This is a genomic window from Cysteiniphilum halobium, from assembly GCF_003574425.1.
GTDB lineage: Bacteria > Pseudomonadota > Gammaproteobacteria > Francisellales > Francisellaceae > Caedibacter > Caedibacter halobius.
The window spans coordinates 47,825-69,580 of sequence record NZ_KZ984540.1 but is presented as its reverse complement, the minus strand read 5'-3'; the positions used below and the strand labels follow the sequence as shown (position 1 = coordinate 69,580).

Sequence of the window (21,756 nt, the reverse complement as noted above, 5' to 3'; positions counted from 1 at the left end):
GTAATCAAATTGCCATATTTTGATGTCGCATAGACGCACAGCTTTGCTATCATAGCTTGTATTTGAATTGAAATTAGCGACTTTATGATGCACTTAGAGAGAAAACAAAATGCCTTTAAACTCCACACAAACTACACCCCAGCAGGAGATCAGCCAACGGCAATTGTATCCTTAACTCAGGGTCTAAAAGAGGGTTTAAAGCACCAAACACTACTTGGCGTCACTGGCTCTGGCAAAACTTACACAATCGCCAATGTTATTCAAAATGTTCAGCGTCCTACGTTAATTCTTGCACATAACAAAACACTTGCCGCACAATTATATGCCGAGATGAAACAATTTTTCCCAGAAAACGCTGTTGAGTATTTTGTATCGTATTATGATTATTACCAACCCGAAGCCTACGTTGCTGCATCAGATACTTATATCGAAAAAGACTCATCGATTAATGAACATGTTGAGCAAATGCGCTTATCTGCAACTAAAGCAATTTTAGAGCGACAAGATGTGATTATCGTTGCCACCGTATCAGCAATCTATGGCTTAGGTGACCCTGAGCAATATATGCAAATGCTACTTCACCTTAAGGTGGGTGAAGAAATTGATCAGCGCAGTATTTTAAGGCGCTTAAGTGACATGCAGTATCATCGCAATGATATGGACTTCTCACGCGGAACTTACCGTGTGCGTGGTGAGGTTATCGATATTTTTCCAGCGGATTCCGACAAAGATGCTGTTAGAGTTGAGCTATTTGATGATGAGATCGAAAGTATTAAACACATTGATCCACTCACCGGCAAAATCACTGCCAACACCTATCGCGCGACAATATTCCCAAGCACACATTATGTCAGTTCAAAAGAACGCCAACAAAGCATGGTTGAAGAAATCAAAGATGAACTACGTGAGCGCGTTACTTATTTTCAAAAAGAGAACCGCCTAATTGAAGCACAACGTATTGAGCAACGGACATTATACGATATCGAAATGATTAATGAGTTAGGCTATTGTACAGGAATTGAGAATTATTCACGTCTTCTGTCAGCACGCGCCCCCGGTGAGCCGCCGCCAACATTATTGGATTATTTACCACAAAATGCATTTATTGTGATTGATGAGTCACACGTTACAATCCCACAATTTGGTGGCATGTATAAAGGAGATCGCTCACGCAAAGAAAATCTTGTTAACTACGGTTTTCGTCTGCCTTCAGCTTTGGATAATCGCCCACTAAAATTCCACGAATTCGAGGCCTTAGTTACCCAAGCGATTTATGTTTCAGCAACACCTGCTGATTATGAAAAAGCACACCAGCAGAATATTGCCGAACAAGTTGTGCGCCCAACGGGATTACTTGACCCATTGGTTGAAGTAAGGCCTGTCAGTATCCAAGTTGAGGATGCATTATCTGAGATTAACAAAGCAGTGCTCAAAGATGAGCGCATTCTTATCACGACACTAACTAAACGCATGGCAGAAGATTTAACAGATTATTTATCTGAACATGGTGTAAATGTGCGTTATCTTCATGCGGATGTTGACACCGTTGAGCGCGTTGAGATTATTCGCGATCTACGCATGGGCGTTTTTGATGTGCTTGTTGGTATCAATCTATTACGCGAAGGTTTAGATATGCCTGAGGTCAGCACGGTTTTAATCTTTGATGCCGATAAAGAAGGTTTCTTAAGATCAGAGCGCTCATTGATCCAGACCATTGGCCGTGCTGCACGCCACGTTAATGGTAAGGCCATTTTATATGCCGAGGTAATTACCGGATCAATGCAGCGTGCGATAGATGAGACAATGCGACGACGGAATAAACAACAACAATTTAACACTGAGCACGGCATCACCCCAACCTCGATTAAAAAGAAGATTGGTGATTTATTAGAGTTATCACCTGAATTTAGCAAAAAGACGGCAAAAAATAATGCACGTAAGAAAGTTAAAGATCTTGCAATTGATGAAATTCTTGGTGTCAAAGAAGCCGTAACTCTCGTTAAAAAACTTGAAAAACTGATGAAAGAACATGCACGCAATCTTGAATTTGAACAAGCCGGACAAATGCGCGATCAAATCAGAACCATTAAAGAAAAGTATTTATTGTAGGCACTTATTGATTTTATTTATAACTTAAATAGCGCTTTTTTCATAGAGTTTGAGAAAAAACCTACCTATCAATGGTTAATGTCTCACATTTTTATGCTACAATCTCTGCATCTTTAATAGCTATAACGGTGTACGATGCGATTTCTACTATGTTTTGCAACATTCATGGCAATGTTCTATAGCAGCGGCCATACAGCAGAACGCATAATCACAGAAATGAATATCCCGAACACGCTATCCTTTATTCCACAAATTGTAAGAAATCATCCGATTGTTGCGCTTGTTATTGCACTTATTGTTATCTCTTATCTTATATTAAGTATTTGCAAATTCCTCAAAAGCAAATAATACTAATCTGAAAGGGCACCGTCAACTTAATTCCCTCGCAGCTGATTCCCTTGAACTCATTGCAAGTTATTAATTTTTCTTAATGCCTTTAAAATTAAAATAAAGACTTGTTACCATAGCCTACTCATTCCATTCAGATGATACTTTCAAGGGCACCGTCAACGTTAATAGTTGCTTATATTAACGATGGCTATAAATGGTAAATTCTCCATAAGTTGTTACAATCCTAAATATTAATTCAAGTCATTGGCTATAGACCATGCTAAAACAATCATGCCAGCAAATAATGGATGAAGTGGCTACCCTTTTTTTAAAAAAGAAACACTCCATCTATAAAATTCTACTGATTTACAGCAAGCGCATCGATAAGCTATTGATAGAATATTTTCCGCAACAAATAGCGCATATTTCTCTGATTGCCATTGGTGGCTATGGTCGTCAGGATCGCGCTTTATATTCAGATCTTGATTTATTGTTTTTAGCAGAAAATGATAAGACATTAGAAAATACTGACCTCTTAGCATTTATTCAGCAATTACAAAGCTTGCCGATTAAAGTTGGCTATTCAACCCATAACATCAACAGTGTCCTGCAACATGCCAATCATGAGACTAACTTACTCACTGCACTTTTGGATGCGCGTTTTATCTGTGGTAATAAAACCCTATTTGATACATTTAAATCATCCGTTGAGCGCAAACAAAATCTCCCCGTTAGTCGAGACTTTATTTATATCAAATATGCTGAACAAGTTGCCCGTGATAGTAACTTCCCGATTAATCAACAACCCGATCTTAAAAATACCGTTGGTAACTTGCGCTACTTGCAGAGCATTCATTGGCTGTTGATTTACCTTCACCCCAATGTAAATCTACACTATCTTGTTGATCATCACTATATTACTAAAGACGAGTTAACAAGCTTGAGTAAGGCGCATCGCCTACTTTCTGCCATTCGTTTTTATTTACATATTCTGTATCAACGCGAGCAAAATTCACTACTCATTGACAAACAACTTATGATTGCTGAATTCTTTGGTTTCAAACACAGAAAGCCACATAAAAGTATCGAGCTATTCATGCAGCATTATTATAACAGCATTCGTCACGTCAAACTTATTAATCGCATCATTTTTCATGAATTAATGGCCGCACAAGTCGTCAGCAAGAATATCACACTTAGTGAGGGTTTTAGTATTCATGGCGGTATTTTAAAACATACACAAAATAACTATCCCACGCACATAAATAATATTCTGATACCTTTTAAATACTTCTGCCAACACAAGGAAGTTAAAACACTTGATGCACATATCGTTCGCAATACACTACAGCTGCTTTCGCAATTAGCTAAGAAAAATCTACGTGTTAACCAAACACTGCAGCAACAGTTTTTAGCGATCTTTACTTATCCATACAATATTAAAGGTGCATTAAGTATCATGATGGATTTAGGAATCGTTGAAAAGATTATTCCTGAATTCGCTATTAGCAAAGGGCAAATGCAATTTGACCTATATCATCAATACACCGTCGATCGCCATACGATTGAAGTCATCAGTAACCTACGCACTATGCGCACAACACGCTTTGAACAAGAGTTCCCATTAGCCTATCATGTGATGCTTAAGCATCCGGCGCAACGATTATTATATATTGCTGCATTCTTTCATGATATTGGCAAGGGTTCTGGTGTTGATCATAGTAAGTTTGGTGCACGCCTTGTGCAAAAATATGCTGAAATTTGGCGCTTAAAGCAAGATGAAATCCACCTTTTATCATGGCTGGTCAAACATCATCTAGCATTTTCAGGCATGATCAAAAAAGAAGACATTTATGATGGTGCGGTTATCACACAATTTGCTCAATTTTGTCAAAGCCAATATTATTTAGATAGTTTGTTCCTTTTGACCATAGCTGATGTTAAAGGTACCAATCCCAAATTATGGACACATTGGCAACAGACAATGTTTGAGCATCTGTATACGCGCACTAGTAAACTGCTCAGAAAATCCGAAAAACTTACGCTTAAAGAACAAGTTAGGGATACGCAAAGAAAGATTCTAGCACAATTAGAATACGCCGATCAAAACATGGTTAAAACATTATGGCAGAGCCTACCGGCTCGCTACTTTACAGAACAAGCACTAGCAACTTTAATATGGCAAAATCACATCCTTTGCCAACATGTGATCGATAATAACCATACTCGCTCAATCTACACACACTTTGATCATCGTTTGAATCAAACACTATTACTTATTTTAAGTACTGATAAAGAGATTAGATTATCATCACTATGCTATCTATTATACAAAGCCAGCATCAATATCACTGAGGCAAGTTTTTTTAAACTTCCCAGTGATAAAATGCTTTATCAATTTAGTATTACCAATTTAAATTATCATCCTTTACAAAACGAGCAAGAGCTGCTGTGGCTAGAGCAACATTTAAAGACACAACTCACACATCACAAAATAGATTATACACCAGCGAAGTCAAATGCATTCGTTAATGACAAATCGACCACAAAGCGTCTTAAAAAAAGTGTGCAACTACTAAGCCCTAGACATAAAAACTATAGCAAGGTAATCGTTAAATACCCTGATCGACCAGGCCTCTTAGCCGCCCTTTGCTATTTTTTTGAAATACATCATCTTCATATTGCGCGTGCACGGATCCACACATCGGCATTTTCGGTTGAGGATAGTTTTTATATTACTGATAGCAATGATCAACCAATCACCAAGCAAAGCAGACGTCAATTACTAGCGCATAAATTTTTGAAATATCTAAAGTCGTTAGATGAATAAACTATTCTATCCCACCCATACTAACACAATGGTAACCTGCATCGACATATACCACTTCACCGGTAATCCCACTGGCAAGGTCAGATGCCAGAAACGCTACGGTATTACCAACTTCCATAATATCAACATTACGCTTAAGCGGTGCAACTTGTGCATTGTAATCCAACATTTTTCTAAAGCTCTTAATCCCAGATGCTGCCAATGTGCGAATAGGTCCCGCGGAAACAGCATTTGCACGAATACCTTCGCTACCCAGAGATAATGCTGTGTAACGTACAGTTGCCTCAAGAGATGCTTTGGCAATCCCCATCGTATTATAGCTTGGCATGGCACGTTCAGCACCAAGATAAGTGAGTGTCACTAAAGAGCCTTTACGATTCTGCATCATACTGCGTCCTGACTTTGCTAATGCAGCAAAGCTATAGGCACTAATATCATGTGCAACTTTGAAACCCTCGCGATTAACCGCTGAAATAAAGTCACCTTCAAGCTGGTCAGCTGGTGCATAAGCTACCGAGTGAATAATACTATCCAAACCATCCCATTTTTTACCAAGTTCAGTAAATACATTATCGATCTGCTCATCATTGGTGACGTCACACTCAACAAGAGCTGCAGGATTGTAGTGCTCAGTAAGTTTCTCAATACGCTCTTTAAAGCGCTCGTTTTGATAGGTAAAGGCAAGTTCAGCACCTTCACGATGCATAGCTTCAGCAACGCCATAGGCAATCGACTTATTACTTAATAGACCGACGATTAAAACTTTCTTACCTGTTAAAAAACCCATAATGTTTCCTTTTATTTGATTTGCTTAATTGGCGCTTATTATGCAACAATTTCTTAAATTGCGCAGCACCTAACGTAGCATACCTGTGCGTTTGTGTTACCATATTGCGCTATAACCATGGAATACGACACTAAAAATGAATAAAACAAGAAAAACCGTTCATCCGCGCGCTCATACTGATGCAAGTACGTATGGCAACGTCCATTTTGACCAATCGCGCGCTACTTGGAATATTTTTAAAGTGATGTCAGAGCTTGTCGAAGGCTATGAACGCTTAGATGATATCCAGCCGGCTGTGAGCATCTTTGGTTCTGCACGTCTACCAAGCACATCCCCGCATTTTAAAGATGCCGAGGAAATTGCCCACAGATTATCTAATGAAGGCTTTAGCATTATTACCGGTGGCGGTCATGGCATTATGGCAGCAGGTAACATTGGCGCATCAAAAAGTGAAGGCTTGAGTATCGGCTTAAATATTCATTTACCTTTTGAGCAAGTGCCAAACCAACATCAAGATATTTCTTTACATTATCGTTATTTTTTCACACGCAAAGCCATGTTCGTCAAACACTCTATGGCATATATTGGCATGCCTGGCGGCTTTGGTACATTAGATGAGCTTTTTGATATTGCCACCTTAGTGCAAACCAAGAAGAAACGGCATATGCCTATTATTTTATTTAACACAGAATTCTGGGGCGGATTAGTCCAGTGGATAAAAACAAAGTTAGTTGCCGAAGGCGTTATTAGCGAAGGTGACACTGAACTTTTGATTATGACAGACTCCATTGATGAAGTTGTTGAAATCATCAGCGAACATCATCAACATAATCAACGCAAAGACATTGATAAGAAGCCTGAGTTTATTTTTTAACATCTAAAAGAATTAGGAAATCACTATGGATTATTTTCATCAAGCAGTGATCAATCTCTATCAAAATATTTATTATGTTATAAGTGCATTCACTGTAATTGTACACATTGTCTGCACATTAGCCATAATCCGTGATTTAAGCAATTTCACCAAGCATAACGTTACACCACAAATGATGCCAAACTTTGCTTGGGTTATCACCGTCCTCATTACTGGTGTTTGGGGCTTGTTTATTTACTGGATTATGCATCACTCAAGTCTCTCGCGGCGCTAGTAACCAGCATTGAAATTCAATTCGAAAAAAATCAAAAAGGCTGAAAACACTAACTCACCAATAAAGACTAAGGTACAATGATAGTGCCTGTTCCAAATAGACAATAAGCAAAGGACGTAAAATGCAACATAATACTGAGTTTCTTAAGTTGGTCAATGATGCAAAAACACGCATCAAAGAATGTGATGTTTTTCACATTAAAAACATGCTTGATAATGATACATTAGATGGCCTCTTAATTGATGTTCGTGAAGAGTCTGAGTTTGCAAACGCACATTTACCTGGAGCTCATCACTTAAGCCGTGGCATTATTGAAGTCAAAATTGAGCAATTGATTCCCAACAAACAGCAAAAGATGTATTTATACTGTGGTGGTGGTTTTCGTTCAGCACTCAGCGCTGACAACCTTCAAAAAATGGGCTATGACAATGTTGTCTCTGTCGATGGTGGCTTTCGCGCTTGGGCTGGCAATGGTTTTCCATTAACTACAAAAGATGCATGATGTTTCGTATTGGTCATGGCTATGATGTGCACCGCATCTCCACTGAGAATAAACCATTAATGCTCGGTGGAATTGAGGTTAATGCACCCTTTTGTCTTGAGGCACACTCCGATGGTGATGTAATTTTACATGCAATTACTGACTCACTCCTTGGTGCTGGTGCCTTAGGTGATATTGGTCAGCACTTCCCTGACACAGACCCCAAACATAAAAATCAAGCAAGCAAAGATTTTTTAGTGCACGCGCAACACGGCATCCAAGCACTGGGCTATCACATTGCTAATATTGACGTAACTGTTATCGCCCAAGTGCCAAAGATTGCCCCTTATATTCTTGCAATGCGTCAATGCATTGCAACACTGTTGCAGCTTGAATTAAATCAAGTTAACATCAAGGCAACTACGACTGAAAAGCTTGGGTTTACCGGCAGAAAAGAAGGTATCGCCTGCCACGCGATTAGCCTTATTTATCAAAACTAGGAGTAAATATGCTTATTTCATTCATTTTAGGCATTATCGCCGCTTTCATTATTGGTCTTGTTATTGGATTAAGTGTACGTAAAAGTAGCAAAAATCTCACGACTGAATTAGAGGAAACTAAGAAATTACTTACCCACTATCAGAACACTATTAACGAGCATGTGCATAAAACACATGAAATCATGGAAAATATCTATCAGCAATTCTCTGAGTTGCAAAAACACTCTCAAGAATATAGTGTTAAGCTCAATCTTGATCCATCAAGACAGTCTCTTTTACAACCTAAAGCCTATCGTGATAAAGAAAAAAGCCATCAACTAAACAATGAACCACAGTACCCTAAAGATTATGCTTCCGAGAACTCTAAAGGCGAAGAAAAACAATGAGTCAATCTGTTGGCAGACTCAAAACATACAATGAAGACTTTCTCGTTGAGGAAGTCTTTGACTTTGATTTAACGGGTGAAGGAGAACATATCTGGCTTTTTGTCGAGAAGAATGGCTTAAACACGAAAGATATTATCCGTGCTTTGTCACAATATACGAATCTTAAACAGCGCGATATTGGTTACAGTGGTTTAAAAGATAAACACGCAATCACCCGACAGTGGTTTTCCTTATATTATCCTGGAAAAACTAAGATCAATTTTGATCACTTTGATTTAGCAAACTGCAAAATTTTGCGCACTAACAGACACAACAAGAAACTCAAAATTGGCAGTCACAAAGCCAATCATTTCACCCTTGTTTTGCGCGACTTAACATTACCGTTTTCAAAGATAGAGCCAAGAGTTAAGCATATCGCGCAACATGGCTTTATTAATCTCTTTGGCGAGCAGCGTTTTGGCCATGATAACCTACAACAAGCGCATGATGTTATTGATGGCAAAATCACACTTAACCCTAAAGATCATGGTTTTTTATTATCGGTTATGCGCAGCTTTTTATTTAACACTTATGTTGAATTTCGCCAACAAAACGATACAGATCAAATAGCGCTAATCGGTGATATTGTAGGGTTTAGCAATGGCAATAGCGTATTTCAGGTAACTGCTGAAAATCAAAGTGAAATCCAACAACGTATTGAATCCAAAGACTTAAGTATTGCCGCACCCTTAATTGGCAAAAAGCAAAAGCTATTCTTTCGTGATGAAGCATTACGCCAATATCAACAATTCACGCAAGCACATAGTAAATTTATCGATTACTTGACAGTGCATAGTCATATGCAATTTCGCAGCATCTATGCTTATGCACAAAATTTAAATTACACGCATAATGCACCAGAGAACACCTTAACACTTACCTTTAGTTTAGGTACAGGGACATACGCAACCGCATTAGTACAAGCATTATCTGCATAACAGGGAGTATTGATCATGCCAGAGAATTATCCCATTGCTATCATAGGAGGAGGCATCTCAGGTGTCAGTTTTGCACACTTTGCAGCACTTCAAGGATATAAAAGCATTATCCTTGAACAAAGCCACAAGTTAGGCGGCTGTATTGAAACGTACCACAGTCCAAAAACACGCGATTTCTGGCTTGAGCTAGGCACACATACCATTTATAACTCTTACCAGCATTTGATTAGCTTTTGTCATGATAATGGGCTATTAAGTCATTTGCAAAAGCGCGAGAAACACCCTTTTAAACTACTAACATCACAAAACCAAATTGCGAGTGTTTTAAGTAAACTTAATCTTATTCGTATGGGGTTTGGGTTATCACTATTTAAATTGAGCAAGGCGGGAAATCGCACGATTGAACAATATTTTAGCTTTGTTTTTGGGCGTAACAACTATCAAAAAACCCTACGTTATTGCTTTGATGCCGTACTTTGTCAAAATAGCCAAAATTTTCCAGCTGATTTCCTTTTTAAAACCCGTAGCAAAGACAAAAGCCTGCCACGCAGCTTCACCTTTGACCGTGGCATGTCAACGCTATTTACAAAGGTAAATACTAAAAATACTCAAATCAACTTATCAACTGCTGTGAAAGCCATTACAAAACAAAATGATAGATGGTGCATCACCACTGATGATGGTGTGCTCACCGCAGATAAGCTGGTTTTGGCAACACCGTGGCATATTAGCCATCAGTTGCTTGCACAAACAAATCACCCACTTGCGCGTATTAAACATCAACCTGGTATTTCCAAGCTAACAACAACTGGTTTAGTCTTTGATAAAGACAAAATCAAACATATCAAACCCATCAATGGCCTAATTGGTATTAAACAAGATTTCTTTTCAATGGTAACACGTGACACACTAACACATGAGAAATATCGTGGTATGACGGTACACTTTAAAAACACAGATACACCCTACCAACAATTAATTGATATGTTTTTATCAAAACTTAATATTCCCAAAGATGCACTGATTGATATAAAGCACAAAGACAATAACCTACCGTGTTATCAATCACAACATCAAGATTTTATTGATGGGCTTAATAATGAACTGATAAAAGATAATAGCTTAGCACTAACCGGCAACTACTTTACCCGCTTGGCAGTTGAGGATTGTGTCAAACGCTCTTTTGACGAAGTCAAAAGGATCCTTCATTAAAAAATTAAAAGCGCTCAATTTTAAGACATATTTTTAAATGTTTTAATCCGCGAATCACGCGCGCCAAGTGCACACGATCTTTCACTTCAAGCATCGTCTGCACGATACCATATTGTGCATCAGACTCAAGGATATTAAAGCTTAAAATTTGCGCATCGTGCCGTGAGATATTAGCTGTGACTTTGGCAATTGCGCCTTGCACATTTTGCAAACTAATACGCAACTTCACTGGATAATAACCCGTGCAGTCTTTTGCCCATTGCGTTTCAATAATTTCATGCGTTTTTTTAAGCTTCAATAACTCATTACATTTGATTCGATGAATCATCAACCCTTTATCAGAAACCAAAACACCGGTAATTGGGTCTTCAGGGATTGGCGTACAGCAACTTGCCAATTGACGAAGATAACTATCATCAATCAGTAACTTCCGCTGTGAATCATAGCCCTTACTTTCTAATTGTTGTTTTTGTTCAACAAACCGTACAAAGGTGTTCGCTGAGAAATGCGCCTGTCCAATAGCGGCATGCAGCTCGGCAATGCACGGGAAATTAAATTCAACTAATGCCTCTTGTAATAGCTCTGCTGAAATGGTCGAAAAATCCATGTGATTTTTAAGTAGCGCTTGCGTTAGAATCTGCTGCCCAATATGTACAAACTCTTCATGTTCATGGCGCTTTAAAGCATATTTAATCGCATGTTTGGCGCGCGCTGTTTTAATAAACTCAAGCCAGGCAGGGTTTGGGTGTGCATTTGGTGAGGTAATAATTTCAACGGTATCACCATGCGTTAATACATAGCTAAGTGGTGTGATCCTGCGATTCACCTTCGCAGCAATACAATGATTACCAATATCCGTATGAATATGATAAGCAAAGTCAACGCAAGTTGCACTTTTTGGCAGTTCAATAATCTCGCCATTTGGTGTGAAAACATAAACCTCATCAGGGAATAAATCAAGCTTAACACTTTCAACAAAATCCGTTGATTTAGTAACGTGTTGCTGCAAATCAGAGAGTTTCTCTAGCCATTTTTGAGCATTATCATGACTTAATGACTTCGCCTTATAAATCCAATGTGCGGCAACCCCTTTCTCTGCTGTGTCATCCATCATTTTGGTTTTAATCTGCACTTCAATGGGCACACCATAGGGACCAAAAACTGTGGTGTGCAAAGACTGATAACCATTTGCTTTCGGTGTGGCAATATAGTCCTTGAAACGCCCAGGAATAGGGCGAAAAATCTCATGAATCGCACCTAAAATCATATAACAATCGCGTCGTGTTGGCGCAATAACTTTATAGGCATAGATATCCATAATCTCAGAAAATGACATCTCTTTATCACGCATCTTGCGATAAATGCTATATAGCCGTTTCTTACGCCCTGAAACCAGCTGTTCACTTTCTAAAAACTCAGCCAAGTGATGCTGTAATCTCTCCATAATTTTACGAAATAACCGATCGCGATGCTTTTGCGCATGTAATACTTTTGTTTTAAGCGTTTTATAGCGATAAGGATACATCGCTTCAAATGCTAGCTCTTCAAATGAATTTTTAATATGATGCATCCCCAGCCTGTGGGCAATAGGAGCATAAATCTCTAAAGTCTCTAATGCAATCCGCCGCCGCTTATCTGGTCTTAATGGTGCAAGCGTTGTCATATTATGCAGCCGATCGGCAAGCTTAATCAGAATCACGCGAATATCCTGTACCATTGCCAAGACCATTTTACGGAAGTTTTCAGCTTGCAACTCTGCTTTTGAGTGTGTTTCTATCTTGCTTAACTTAGTAACACCCTCGACTAATTGCGCGGTTTTCTCACCATAGCGCCTGGCTATAATCTCTGATGAAGTTTCAGTATCTTCAATCGTATCATGCAAAAGGGCGGCAATCACTGTTTCACAATCAAGTCTCATGCCCGCCAAAACACAAGCTACCGCCACCGGATGGGTAAAATATGGCTCTCCTGAGCTTCTAACTTGCAACTCATGCGCATCAGCACCAAACAAAAAAGCATCTGCCACCAAAGCACGCTGCTGATCATTTAGGTAACTGTGAATAATCTTATTCAACTTATAAAATAAAAACATCTGGCATAAGTGCTTTTTAATAATGATTTCAGTATAACGATAATTTACCTAAAGCCATACTGCTGCTGTGGCAAAACTAGCCAATTTCAATTTAAATGCATAAAATCCTGGTAAAAAATATTTATTTGTTTAGAATTACCCAGTTTTTAGATGCATATAAATATTTTAAGTCTATACTTTTTGCAAGGACTAAAAGCATTTTAAGCTTGGGGTTGTGCATGTGCTTTGCAAACGGTTGGTATAGGTTTAATCAGCTTTGGAAGATAAAGCGATATAATAAGGAGTAACTTTAACATGTTAATTTTAACAAGAAAAATTGGCGAGACTGTCATGATTGGGGACGAAGTAACAGTCACTGTTTTAGGCGTCAAAGGAAATCAAGTTCGTTTAGGCATAAATGCACCTAAAGAGGTGTCAGTACATCGTGAAGAAATCTTTGTACGTATCAAAGGTGAGCACTCATTAGGCGATATGGAATAATACATAACCATATTTGTAAAAAATGCTCAATTCAACTGGCAAAATTTTGTTACTCATTCAGACGTAAATATTTTGCAGTACTTATGTTTTATAGCTAAACTGATGAAATACCATCAAAAGGGGGAAGTCAGTTATGCAAAAGAAACTTTATATTATCGCAATAAGTATGTTGTTATTATCTGGTTGTGCGCAACTTGACAGTAAAAGTGAAACTGCTACTACTAATATAACAACATCACCGCCGTCAAAACCTGCTTCTGTCGCTAACGCTCCTTCCTTAGCAAAGGTAACTAAAACATCTCAAACAAGTGTTCCATCAGCAAATGCAAAGACGGTAAAAGTAGTTGCAAAAGCACATCAAACAAACACTCAAAAAACATCAACAATTGCTCGCGTTGTCGAGCATAATCAGCCAACGACCTATAAGGTAGAGATTGGCGATAGTCTATATAGCATCGCACGTAGAAATAACATTAGTCTGACCTGTCTTGCTAAAGCCAACAACATAAAAGATCCTAATCGCTTAGCGGCAGGGCAAAATCTCATCATTCCAAAACCAACTGATTGCTAAGCTTACCATGCGTCAATGTCTAAAGTATCTTGCACTATGCACAATAAGTGCGAGTGTCTCCTTAGGCTTTTGTCAAAACCTTAGTTTACAGCAGGCAGTACAGTATGCCATTGAACACGCACCAAGATTAAAATCACAGCAATTACAGCTTAATATCAGCACTTTGCAAAAAGAAAATACATTTGCTGCCTTTTTTCCAAAGCTTGATTTAGTTAGCTCATCAACAGCAAATGATACGACATATAGCGCAGTAAATAGCACAAGCTTTAATACCAGCAATACATTTGGCTTGGAATTATCAGAAGATTTTAGTCAAAATGGGATCAAAATTACCAACTATTACCAGGCCAAGATTCAAACAGCCATCGATCAACTAAACTATCGCTATACCAAAGATCAGTTGATTCAAGAAGTTGCTACAAATTTTATTCAATACTCACTCAGTGTACATAACCTTAAATTGCAAGAGATACTTTATCAGCAATATCAAACACAATATCTAACTGCCAACACCTTATATAAACAAGGACTTAAGTCACGATCAGATGAATTGAATTTAAAAACCCAGCTATTAAGTACTGAGATTACCTTAAAGCAACAAAAGCAAAACCTAAAAGTTGCCAAACAGAAGTTATTAAAGAGCATGGGTATTAGTGCTTTTAACCCTCAAGATCTCAATTTTAGCATATTAGCACTTCAGGATTTAAAAGATATTCCTAAAGCATTAACTCCCTTTTCTCAACAGTATTTCTATCAATACAAACTATTGCAATTGCAACAACAAAAAGATGATTGGAGTATCAATCAAGCAAAACGTAATTACTGGCCAAATACCGCATTATCGATCAATGGTGGTTATCAAAACCCCTATCCACAAAATGGCCTTTTTGGTGGCATTGGTGCACGCAAAGAGTTTAGCTGGAGTGCGACGTTAACCTTAAGTTTCAACCTATTTGATGGCGGCACTTTAAATCGCAATATTGTCATTGCTGAAGAAACCAAGCTTAAAAATCAATACAGTAACCAAAGCAATATGCTGGATGTGCAAAAAATGCTGGCAGATTTATTAAGCGACTTTAAAAATCAATATGAGACACTGCCAACGGCAATTGAACTACAAAAGTATGCTAAAGAAAGCTATGCCTCGGTGAAGCGTAATTTTCAAGCCGGCAGACAATCCTATCTTGATTTAATCAATGCATTAAGTAGCTTACAAACAGCTGAACAGACGATGCTTAATCTCTATGCGCAGTTATTAACTGATACCTATCAATATCATTTCTACAAAGGGGACATTGAGCGTTATGTTTTTAAAAATCATTAAATGGCTGGTGATTATTATTGTTGCGATTGCTATTGGCTATGTGTTTTATTATTATTTTTCTCCTAAGGAAAGTCATCGACTGGTAACAACAGATGTACCTTATACAGTCAGCAAAAAAACGCTGGTAAATAAAATATCCGCCTCAGGAGTTGTTAGCGCCAATAAAGAAACGGTAGTAGCAGCACCCTATGCTGGTTATATCCAAAAGATCTATGTCCACCTTGGTCAACACGTTGTTCAAGGCGACCCACTTGTCAGTATTGTCAGCTCACTACAATCGCCTGAGAAAGTCTACCCGATTAGAGCGCCCTATGCCGGGACAGTGGTATATATCAAAAAGTCTGAAGGTGAGTATGTCACCCAAGGTTCAGGCGGCACACAAAGTAGTGATTTTATTCTTAAAGTGGATGATTTATCTAAGCTTTATGTAACTGCAGATATTACCGAATCAAACATATTGCAAATGAAAAAAGGCTTAAAAGTAATGATCAAAGCCTCAGCTAGTAATAATATCCGTTTTACTGGCGTTATTACCAGTGTTGCCTTAGCACCTTCATCCAACAACTCAGGTGCATCGTTTAATAATTCAACTGAACAGACAACCTATCCAATTAAAGTGCTTATTACGACAAAGAATGCTAAGCTTTTACCGGGAATGAGTGTTATTTGTGATATTTATATTAATGAAAAGCAAGATGTCATTGCACTTCCCAAGCAGTATATTCGCATTAAAGATGGACATGATTATGTCAAACTTTCCAATGGTAAGATGCGCAAGGTTAGTTTAGGGATACAAACTACACAAGATGTTGAAATTACAAATGGTTTAGCAATAGGAGATCAAGTTGAACCAATCGATTACTTCAGTGGAGTATAGCTATATGCGCTTGGCATATGAGGTAAGTCAACTGAGTTTTAGCTATCATGCTGCGATGAAATCAACACCTGTATTATATGATATTAATATCAATATTCGACAAGGTGAATTTGTTGCTATTGTTGGCGCATCAGGCTCGGGAAAATCAACCTTGCTACATTTATTGGGTGCGATGCTTACATTTGAATCGGGTAATATCAAAATTCATGATGCATCACTAGCCCATGCTGATAGTCGTAAACTGGCACAAATACGTGCTAAACATATTGGTTTTGTCTTTCAGCAATTTCACCTGCTACCTAAGCTTAATGTGCTTGATAATATCCTATTACCGATGAACTACCCGATTAATATTGAGTATGATCGAAAAGCCTTAAGACAAAAAGCGCATGATATTGCCAAAGAGGTGGGTATTGCACATCGCTTGGATCATTACCCTAAAGAATTATCAGGCGGTGAACAACAGCGTGTAGCAATTGCCAGAGCCTTGATGCGTAACGCTGATATTATTCTTGCTGATGAACCCACAGGAAATCTGGATAGTCATAATACACAAAATATTATGGCACTGCTCACTAAGCTTAATCAATGTGGTAAAACAATTATTTTAGTAACGCATGATAAAGAAATTGCTGAATTTGCACCACGCACCATTGAGATTAAAGATGGTAGAGTACTTGCGGATATTAAAAAAAACAAGGAGAAAAACTCTTCTGCAAAGCAACATATGCAGGAAAATAAGGAAAATAAGGAAAATAAAGAAGATAAGCAAAATAGAGAAATCCAGCAAAAGCCAACATCAAGCACCAGTTATACACATGCTTTAATCATGCTTTTTGTATTAGCATGTCGCACATTGATGATCAAAAAAGGTCAAACACTGTTGACTGCTTTGGGTGTGATTATTGGTGTTGCTTCAATTATTGTCATGATGACGCTTGGCCAATATGCCAAAGATAAAATTTTAGCATCTTATGACAAATTAGGTGCAAAAACCGTGTTGTTTTATGCCTATAAGAACTGGATGCAATCAGCATCAGATCATAGCAACTCAGCATTTAGCCAATTATCGGTTAAAGATGATTTGACACCGATTAAACGCATTTTCCCACAGATCACAATGTTGTCGCCTTCAATCAGCAGCTATGCCACCAGTGTGGTTTTTAATAGTAACAAAGTGCATCAAAACCAGATTCCGATTCAAGGCGTTAACACATATTTTCTGCCTATTGTTAATACACCGTTAGCACAAGGCCATAATTTCTCGGCGTTGGATATTCAAAATGCAGATAATGTCTGTATTATTGGTCATGATATTAATCGTGCGCTTTTTCCCACGCAAAGCGCGATTGGTAATGTCATTCAAATCGGTAATTATGACGGCAGTTATACCTGTTTTGTCATTGGCGTGCTAAAGGAAAAATCAAGTGCAAGCAGTGACGCTTGGAATAATATCAATATGCAAATTCTCTTACCTTTTACGTATTTACAAAAGGTAAACTGGAGCTTTTTAGCACAATTTTATTTTAGTGTTGATGATGTGAGTTCTGTGATTCCAGTCAGTGATGCGCTTAAAAATTACTTCACAAGCAAATATGGCAATAGTGGCACCTTTATGGTGTCACCTGATATTGATCTTTTGCATAATATTCAAACATTTTTAAATATCTTCACCTTAATGCTTGCTGTAATCTCAATCGTATCTCTTATTGTCGCCGGTATTGGCATTACCAATATGATGCTGGCATCAATTTCTGAAAACTTATATGAAATTGGCTTATTAAAAGCCATAGGTGCAGGTGATCGTACGATTTTTTGGAGCTATCTTGTTGAAGCGATTCTGCTGTGTTTAAGTGGTGGTATTATCGGCTTTATTCTAGGTGTTGGCAGTTATGAATTAATCTTATATATCGCATCGAAATTCGTGCAAGAGATCCAGTTTATCTGGTTTATTTCACCATTTGCGGTATTACTGGCATTTATCTCTGTCGTCAGTTTGGGGGTATTAAGTGGCTTGCTACCTGCACGTAAAGCTGCATCTTTAGATGTTGTTAAATGTCTAAATCACTAAAAACCCACTTTAAAAACTTGACCTGTCTCAATGCCAGCAATTGATCTTAAATAAGCTTGGGCAGCGTCACTTGCAGATACTGATTTAAAACCAGGAAAGAAAGGGCCATAAGATGGTAATGCCTCAGTAATGACAGTTGGACTTACGGCGTTGATGCGCACCTGCTGACGTAGCTCTAAACTTGCGGCTTTGATATAACCTTCAAGCGCTGCATTAACCATCGCTGCAGAGGCACCAAGGGCAATGGGTTCACAGTTTAAAATCCCTGTCGTTAGTGTAAATGAACCATTATCATTAATGCATTTTAAACCTTCCTGCACTAAATTGACTTGCCCCATTAGCTTGTTATGAAGCCCAAGCATAAAATCTGCTTCCGTCATTTCGGCTAATAGCTTAAAGGTCACCTTGCCCGTGCTTGATACTAAAGCATCAAATGTACCAATCTTGTCATACATCGCTTTGATCGAGCCAAGATCTGCAATATCAACCTGAATATCACCAGAGCGCGATACTCTAATGATCTCATAGTTGTGGCTTTGTAATGTGTCACACACGCTTTGTCCAATGGTACCAGTGGCACCAACAACAATTACTTTTTTCATAAATATGTCCTCTTAAATTACATCATTAGGTTATAACAACTTTTCTATCTATCGACATCTCTATCAACATCAGTGGTCGCTGGCTGAGCATAAGTCGAAGTCACTATACGTGTCGAATTTATTAGCGCACCCTTCGACTTAAGCTCAGGAAGCAATTAGCCCTTTTGGGAGAAACTCAATCGCATTTCATAATCAAACATTATCATTATAATTATTGATTTATTTTTTTGATAGCCCTTTCTTTGCGCATCTATAAAAATTTCCCAATACAAGTAAACTCTTGCATTAAAAGAACTTCAATTTCTGCCACCAGTTTTTGTTATGAATATTTTTCTCTCGCTTTATGCGTTTAATTGCCAGAGAGGTTCTTAAATCATTTGGAGTTAAACGATGCGATGCAAAATCACGATTAGTCAATGGTGACTCTGCCACCTTAAACGCCGCATCAATAAGTTCAGAGCAAAACCATTTATCATGATCATCCATCCAATCACGGCGCCACAACCCAAGTCCTAAAGCTGATGAATAGTCATACTTCTTGCCAAGCTGACTATTTAGGAAGTTGGTAAGATTACTTTTTTGTGTATCGCTGATTTCCGTGCGCCATGTTTCTAGCATGTCTTGGGATTTGCGCAGGTCTTCATAACTGCGCTTGTAAACACCTAATGAACCATTACTACTATAGCAATCATCATCAATTCGCAACTCAACATGTGAAAAATGTGAACGTGTCACCCAACGTATACCATAACTTAGTGGGTGATATCTACGACCAAAGTAGATATGAATAATAGCCATGACGAAATCCTTGTTATGTTATCCATTAATCGCTTGGCAGCGCTTTAAAGTTTCCTTGCTATAGTTACACCATCCCCTATCGGTGTTAAAATAGATTCAACTCTTGCATCCGATTTAATATATGCATTCATTTTCCTGGTTGCTTCTATGCTCGGTCTATTAACTTCTGGATCAATCACTTTTCCATTTCTTAGCATATTGTCCAGTACAATTAAACCACCTTTTCTAATTAGTTTATAGCTTAGGTTGTAATACTCATAATACTCACTTTTATCCGCATCAATATAAACAAAATCAAAGCTATCACTATGACCGTCATCTATGAGTTTATACAAAGTTTTAATTGCTGGCGCTATTTCTAGTTGAACCTTATGATCTACTTTCGCTTCAATCCAATACTTTTTATATGCTTCTAAATTACTATCATCGACATCACAGGCGTATATTTTACCATCCTCTGGCAATGCCAAAGCTAAAGCTAAAGTACCAACACCTCTGAAAACACCAACCTCTATCACTTTTTTGGCACCAATCATTTTCATTAGCATTTGTAAAAATTGAAGTTGATCTGGTGCTGTAATCATTTCAGCATTATCATCATTTCTTGCCTGATCTAACATGTTATCTTGAATAGACGATAACTTTAACGTGTTATCTAAAATGTACTTATACAGTTCTTCGCTTTTCAGCAATGTTGATAAACTCATATTTTTTATTTCCTCCGGTAGTTATTTGTCCACGACCTAGACAATACATTAACCCGGTTAAGTTTATCACTTCTTAGCACAGTGTAAAGGATGTTTAATTCTTAGCAGCTAGCACCTTCTTGGCTTAGGATAACTAAAGAATCAAGTTAGCTATAGAGCTGTGCAAAACAGCTTTGAATGGGTTTATTGGTAGACACAAACCCTTGCTTTATTTTCCTTGTCAATCAATATGCATTTTGGGGGTATGCTATTTTTAAGCACCTAAAATAGCTTATTTCTCCTGGGGCAAGGTAAACTATTTTAAGCCGTTTGTGTCTTGCAAGTAATTATATTACAAAACAAAACCCTATACGAATAAATTATTTTTATAAGTTAAATAATTATTATGAATATAAAAATGCCCTATTTTTTTATTTAACCCTTGTCGCATATAGCTTGAACGTTTGCCTTCCTGATGCATTATGGTTTGTCGACGTCATGTAGGATGCAGGCAGTCTACAACCATGGATGGTAAGTTTAGGAAATAATAATACATAAAAAGCGTTTCGTTTTACAGAACCTAGTTTCTACGGCAGCTTTTCGTTATGATTGGCGAGATTTCATTTAGCAACCAAAGGATACGATACGATGCTTAAAAAAATTGGTGTGATATTTTCATTTATGCTGTTAGCGATGTCAGGCTTTCAGTTAGCTGAAGCGAAGCGTTTTGGTGGTGGTGCAAGCCATGGCTATAGTCGCTCAGCACCTACACAAACACACAATAGTACTGCTGCTGGTAACACTGCTCAGAAAAAAGGTGGCATGGGAACCTTTGGCAAGATTTTAACCGCTCTGGGGCTTGGTGCACTTTTTGCTTGGCTTTTTAGCGCGCATGGTATGACAGGATTGCTAATCGTGATTGCATTGATCGCACTATGTGTTTTCTTGATGCGTAGAAAAGCCATGCAACAACAAATGCAAAACAACAGTCATAATAATGCTTCACATAATCAAGCATCACCACTGCATACTGCTGCCAATGCCTTTACTACTAATGCACAAGAAACCTCAGCTGAGCACAATCAATCAACACAGCCAAACAATGGCATTATCAACGGCCAATTAGCTGATGGAACACCTGAGACAGTCTTTAATCACCAAGCATTAAACTTGTTTAACCAACTCCAAGCCTTAAATAACAAAGAAGGCCTTGAGAAGATTCGAAGTTATATCACTGAAGATCTCTATCACAGCGTATTAAATGATATCGAACACAACGATGAATTAGCGCAATTTAAAGATCTTAACTGCAAAGTGATTAGTTGTGATCGCCAAGCAAATCAATATATTGCAAGTGTTATGTTCGTAGGACAGGTTAAAGAAGATGCTCACAGCGACTGGCAAAACTTTGAAGAAATCTGGCATTTTGCGCGCAAAGATGGTGAGCATTTATGGCAAGTTGCTGGTGTTCAGCAATTCTAAGACAAATAACCGC

At 38.1% G+C, this 21,756-nt stretch carries 19 protein-coding genes and 1 pseudogene; 15 read left to right on the top strand and 5 right to left on the bottom strand.

What is annotated here, in order from left to right:
• Positions 1-87: 87 nt before the first annotated feature.
• Together uvrB and DNK85_RS00600 are read left to right on the top strand one after the other, a co-directional pair.
• Complete coding sequence (gene uvrB / locus DNK85_RS00610; RefSeq protein ID WP_208123111.1) at positions 88-2,109, top strand: excinuclease ABC subunit UvrB; 2,022 nt, start codon at positions 88-90, stop codon at positions 2,107-2,109.
• Between the two features lie 607 nt (positions 2,110-2,716).
• A complete protein-coding gene (locus DNK85_RS00600) occupies positions 2,717-5,269 on the top strand; it encodes a [protein-PII] uridylyltransferase family protein (protein ID WP_119327650.1) in 2,553 nt (850 codons plus the stop codon).
• A 1-nt stretch (position 5,270) separates the two neighbouring features.
• Here DNK85_RS00600 and DNK85_RS00595 read toward each other — a convergent pair whose 3' ends face one another.
• Complete coding sequence (locus DNK85_RS00595; protein ID WP_119327649.1) at positions 5,271-6,056, bottom strand: enoyl-ACP reductase FabI; 786 nt, start codon at positions 6,054-6,056, stop codon at positions 5,271-5,273.
• 244 nt (positions 6,057-6,300) lie between these two features.
• On the opposite strand from DNK85_RS00595, the gene DNK85_RS00590 reads away from it, so the two are divergent.
• The 7 genes and pseudogenes from DNK85_RS00590 to DNK85_RS00560 all read left to right on the top strand — a co-directional run bounded on the left by DNK85_RS00590 (position 6,301) and on the right by DNK85_RS00560 (position 10,760).
• The gene (locus tag DNK85_RS00590) at positions 6,301-6,930 is read left to right on the top strand and encodes an LOG family protein (RefSeq protein ID WP_119327725.1); all 630 of its coding nucleotides are present in this window, start codon (positions 6,301-6,303) and stop codon (positions 6,928-6,930) included.
• Between the two features lie 25 nt (positions 6,931-6,955).
• Positions 6,956-7,204, top strand: a complete 249-nt coding sequence (locus tag DNK85_RS00585; RefSeq protein WP_119327648.1) for a hypothetical protein — start codon at positions 6,956-6,958, stop codon at positions 7,202-7,204.
• Between the two features lie 121 nt (positions 7,205-7,325).
• Positions 7,326-7,685: pseudogene (locus DNK85_RS00580) on the top strand (rhodanese-like domain-containing protein); the annotation flags it as partial.
• A 17-nt stretch (positions 7,686-7,702) separates the two neighbouring features.
• The gene (ispF, locus tag DNK85_RS00575; RefSeq protein ID WP_119327646.1) at positions 7,703-8,185 is read left to right on the top strand and encodes a 2-C-methyl-D-erythritol 2,4-cyclodiphosphate synthase; all 483 of its coding nucleotides are present in this window, start codon (positions 7,703-7,705) and stop codon (positions 8,183-8,185) included.
• A gap of 8 nt (positions 8,186-8,193) precedes the next feature.
• A complete protein-coding gene (locus DNK85_RS00570; protein WP_119327645.1) occupies positions 8,194-8,571 on the top strand; it encodes a ZapG family protein in 378 nt (125 codons plus the stop codon).
• A complete protein-coding gene (gene truD / locus DNK85_RS00565) occupies positions 8,568-9,548 on the top strand; it encodes a tRNA pseudouridine(13) synthase TruD (protein ID WP_119327644.1) in 981 nt (326 codons plus the stop codon). The genes DNK85_RS00570 and truD overlap by 4 nt, the downstream gene beginning before the upstream one ends.
• Before the next feature lie 15 nt (positions 9,549-9,563).
• On the top strand, positions 9,564-10,760 hold the full coding sequence (locus DNK85_RS00560; RefSeq protein ID WP_119327643.1) for an NAD(P)-binding protein: 1,197 nt from the start codon (positions 9,564-9,566) through the stop codon (positions 10,758-10,760).
• A gap of 4 nt (positions 10,761-10,764) precedes the next feature.
• Here the strand turns inward: DNK85_RS00560 and DNK85_RS00555 are convergent, their stop codons facing one another.
• Positions 10,765-12,852: a RelA/SpoT family protein gene (locus DNK85_RS00555; protein WP_119327642.1), complete on the bottom strand. Its 2,088-nt coding sequence runs from the start codon at positions 12,850-12,852 to the stop codon at positions 10,765-10,767.
• A 294-nt stretch (positions 12,853-13,146) separates the two neighbouring features.
• Here DNK85_RS00555 and csrA point away from each other — a divergent pair, with 294 nt between their 5' ends.
• The 5 genes from csrA (at position 13,147) to DNK85_RS00530 (ending at position 18,175) form a co-directional block, all read left to right on the top strand.
• Positions 13,147-13,332: a carbon storage regulator CsrA gene (gene csrA, locus DNK85_RS00550; RefSeq protein ID WP_117001530.1), complete on the top strand. Its 186-nt coding sequence runs from the start codon at positions 13,147-13,149 to the stop codon at positions 13,330-13,332.
• A 133-nt stretch (positions 13,333-13,465) separates the two neighbouring features.
• A complete protein-coding gene (locus DNK85_RS00545; RefSeq protein ID WP_119327641.1) occupies positions 13,466-13,903 on the top strand; it encodes a LysM peptidoglycan-binding domain-containing protein in 438 nt (145 codons plus the stop codon).
• 7 nt (positions 13,904-13,910) lie between these two features.
• Complete coding sequence (locus DNK85_RS00540; protein WP_119327640.1) at positions 13,911-15,227, top strand: TolC family protein; 1,317 nt, start codon at positions 13,911-13,913, stop codon at positions 15,225-15,227.
• Entirely contained in the window at positions 15,208-16,104 is an 897-nt protein-coding gene (locus tag DNK85_RS00535; RefSeq protein WP_119327639.1) for an efflux RND transporter periplasmic adaptor subunit, read from the top strand. The genes DNK85_RS00540 and DNK85_RS00535 overlap by 20 nt, the downstream gene beginning before the upstream one ends.
• The gene (locus tag DNK85_RS00530; protein ID WP_162896442.1) at positions 16,073-18,175 is read left to right on the top strand and encodes an ABC transporter permease; all 2,103 of its coding nucleotides are present in this window, start codon (positions 16,073-16,075) and stop codon (positions 18,173-18,175) included. Before DNK85_RS00535 ends, DNK85_RS00530 begins: the two co-directional genes overlap by 32 nt.
• Here DNK85_RS00530 and DNK85_RS00525 read toward each other — a convergent pair.
• From DNK85_RS00525 to DNK85_RS00515, 3 genes are all read right to left on the bottom strand, one after another.
• On the bottom strand, positions 18,172-18,777 hold the full coding sequence (locus DNK85_RS00525; RefSeq protein WP_119327637.1) for a short chain dehydrogenase: 606 nt from the start codon (positions 18,775-18,777) through the stop codon (positions 18,172-18,174). The two genes, DNK85_RS00530 and DNK85_RS00525, sit on opposite strands and share 4 nt — an antisense overlap.
• A 285-nt stretch (positions 18,778-19,062) precedes the next feature.
• Positions 19,063-19,575, bottom strand: coding sequence for a C40 family peptidase (locus tag DNK85_RS00520; RefSeq protein WP_119327636.1), 513 nt, complete (start codon positions 19,573-19,575; stop codon positions 19,063-19,065).
• Between the two features lie 44 nt (positions 19,576-19,619).
• A complete protein-coding gene (locus DNK85_RS00515) occupies positions 19,620-20,282 on the bottom strand; it encodes an O-methyltransferase (RefSeq protein WP_119327635.1) in 663 nt (220 codons plus the stop codon).
• 627 nt (positions 20,283-20,909) lie between these two features.
• On the opposite strand from DNK85_RS00515, the gene DNK85_RS00510 reads away from it, so the two are divergent.
• Positions 20,910-21,743 carry a hypothetical protein gene (locus tag DNK85_RS00510; protein WP_119327634.1) on the top strand — a complete coding sequence of 278 codons (834 nt, stop codon included), beginning with the start codon at positions 20,910-20,912 and terminating at the stop codon, positions 21,741-21,743.
• The last annotated feature ends 13 nt before the right edge of the window (positions 21,744-21,756 follow it).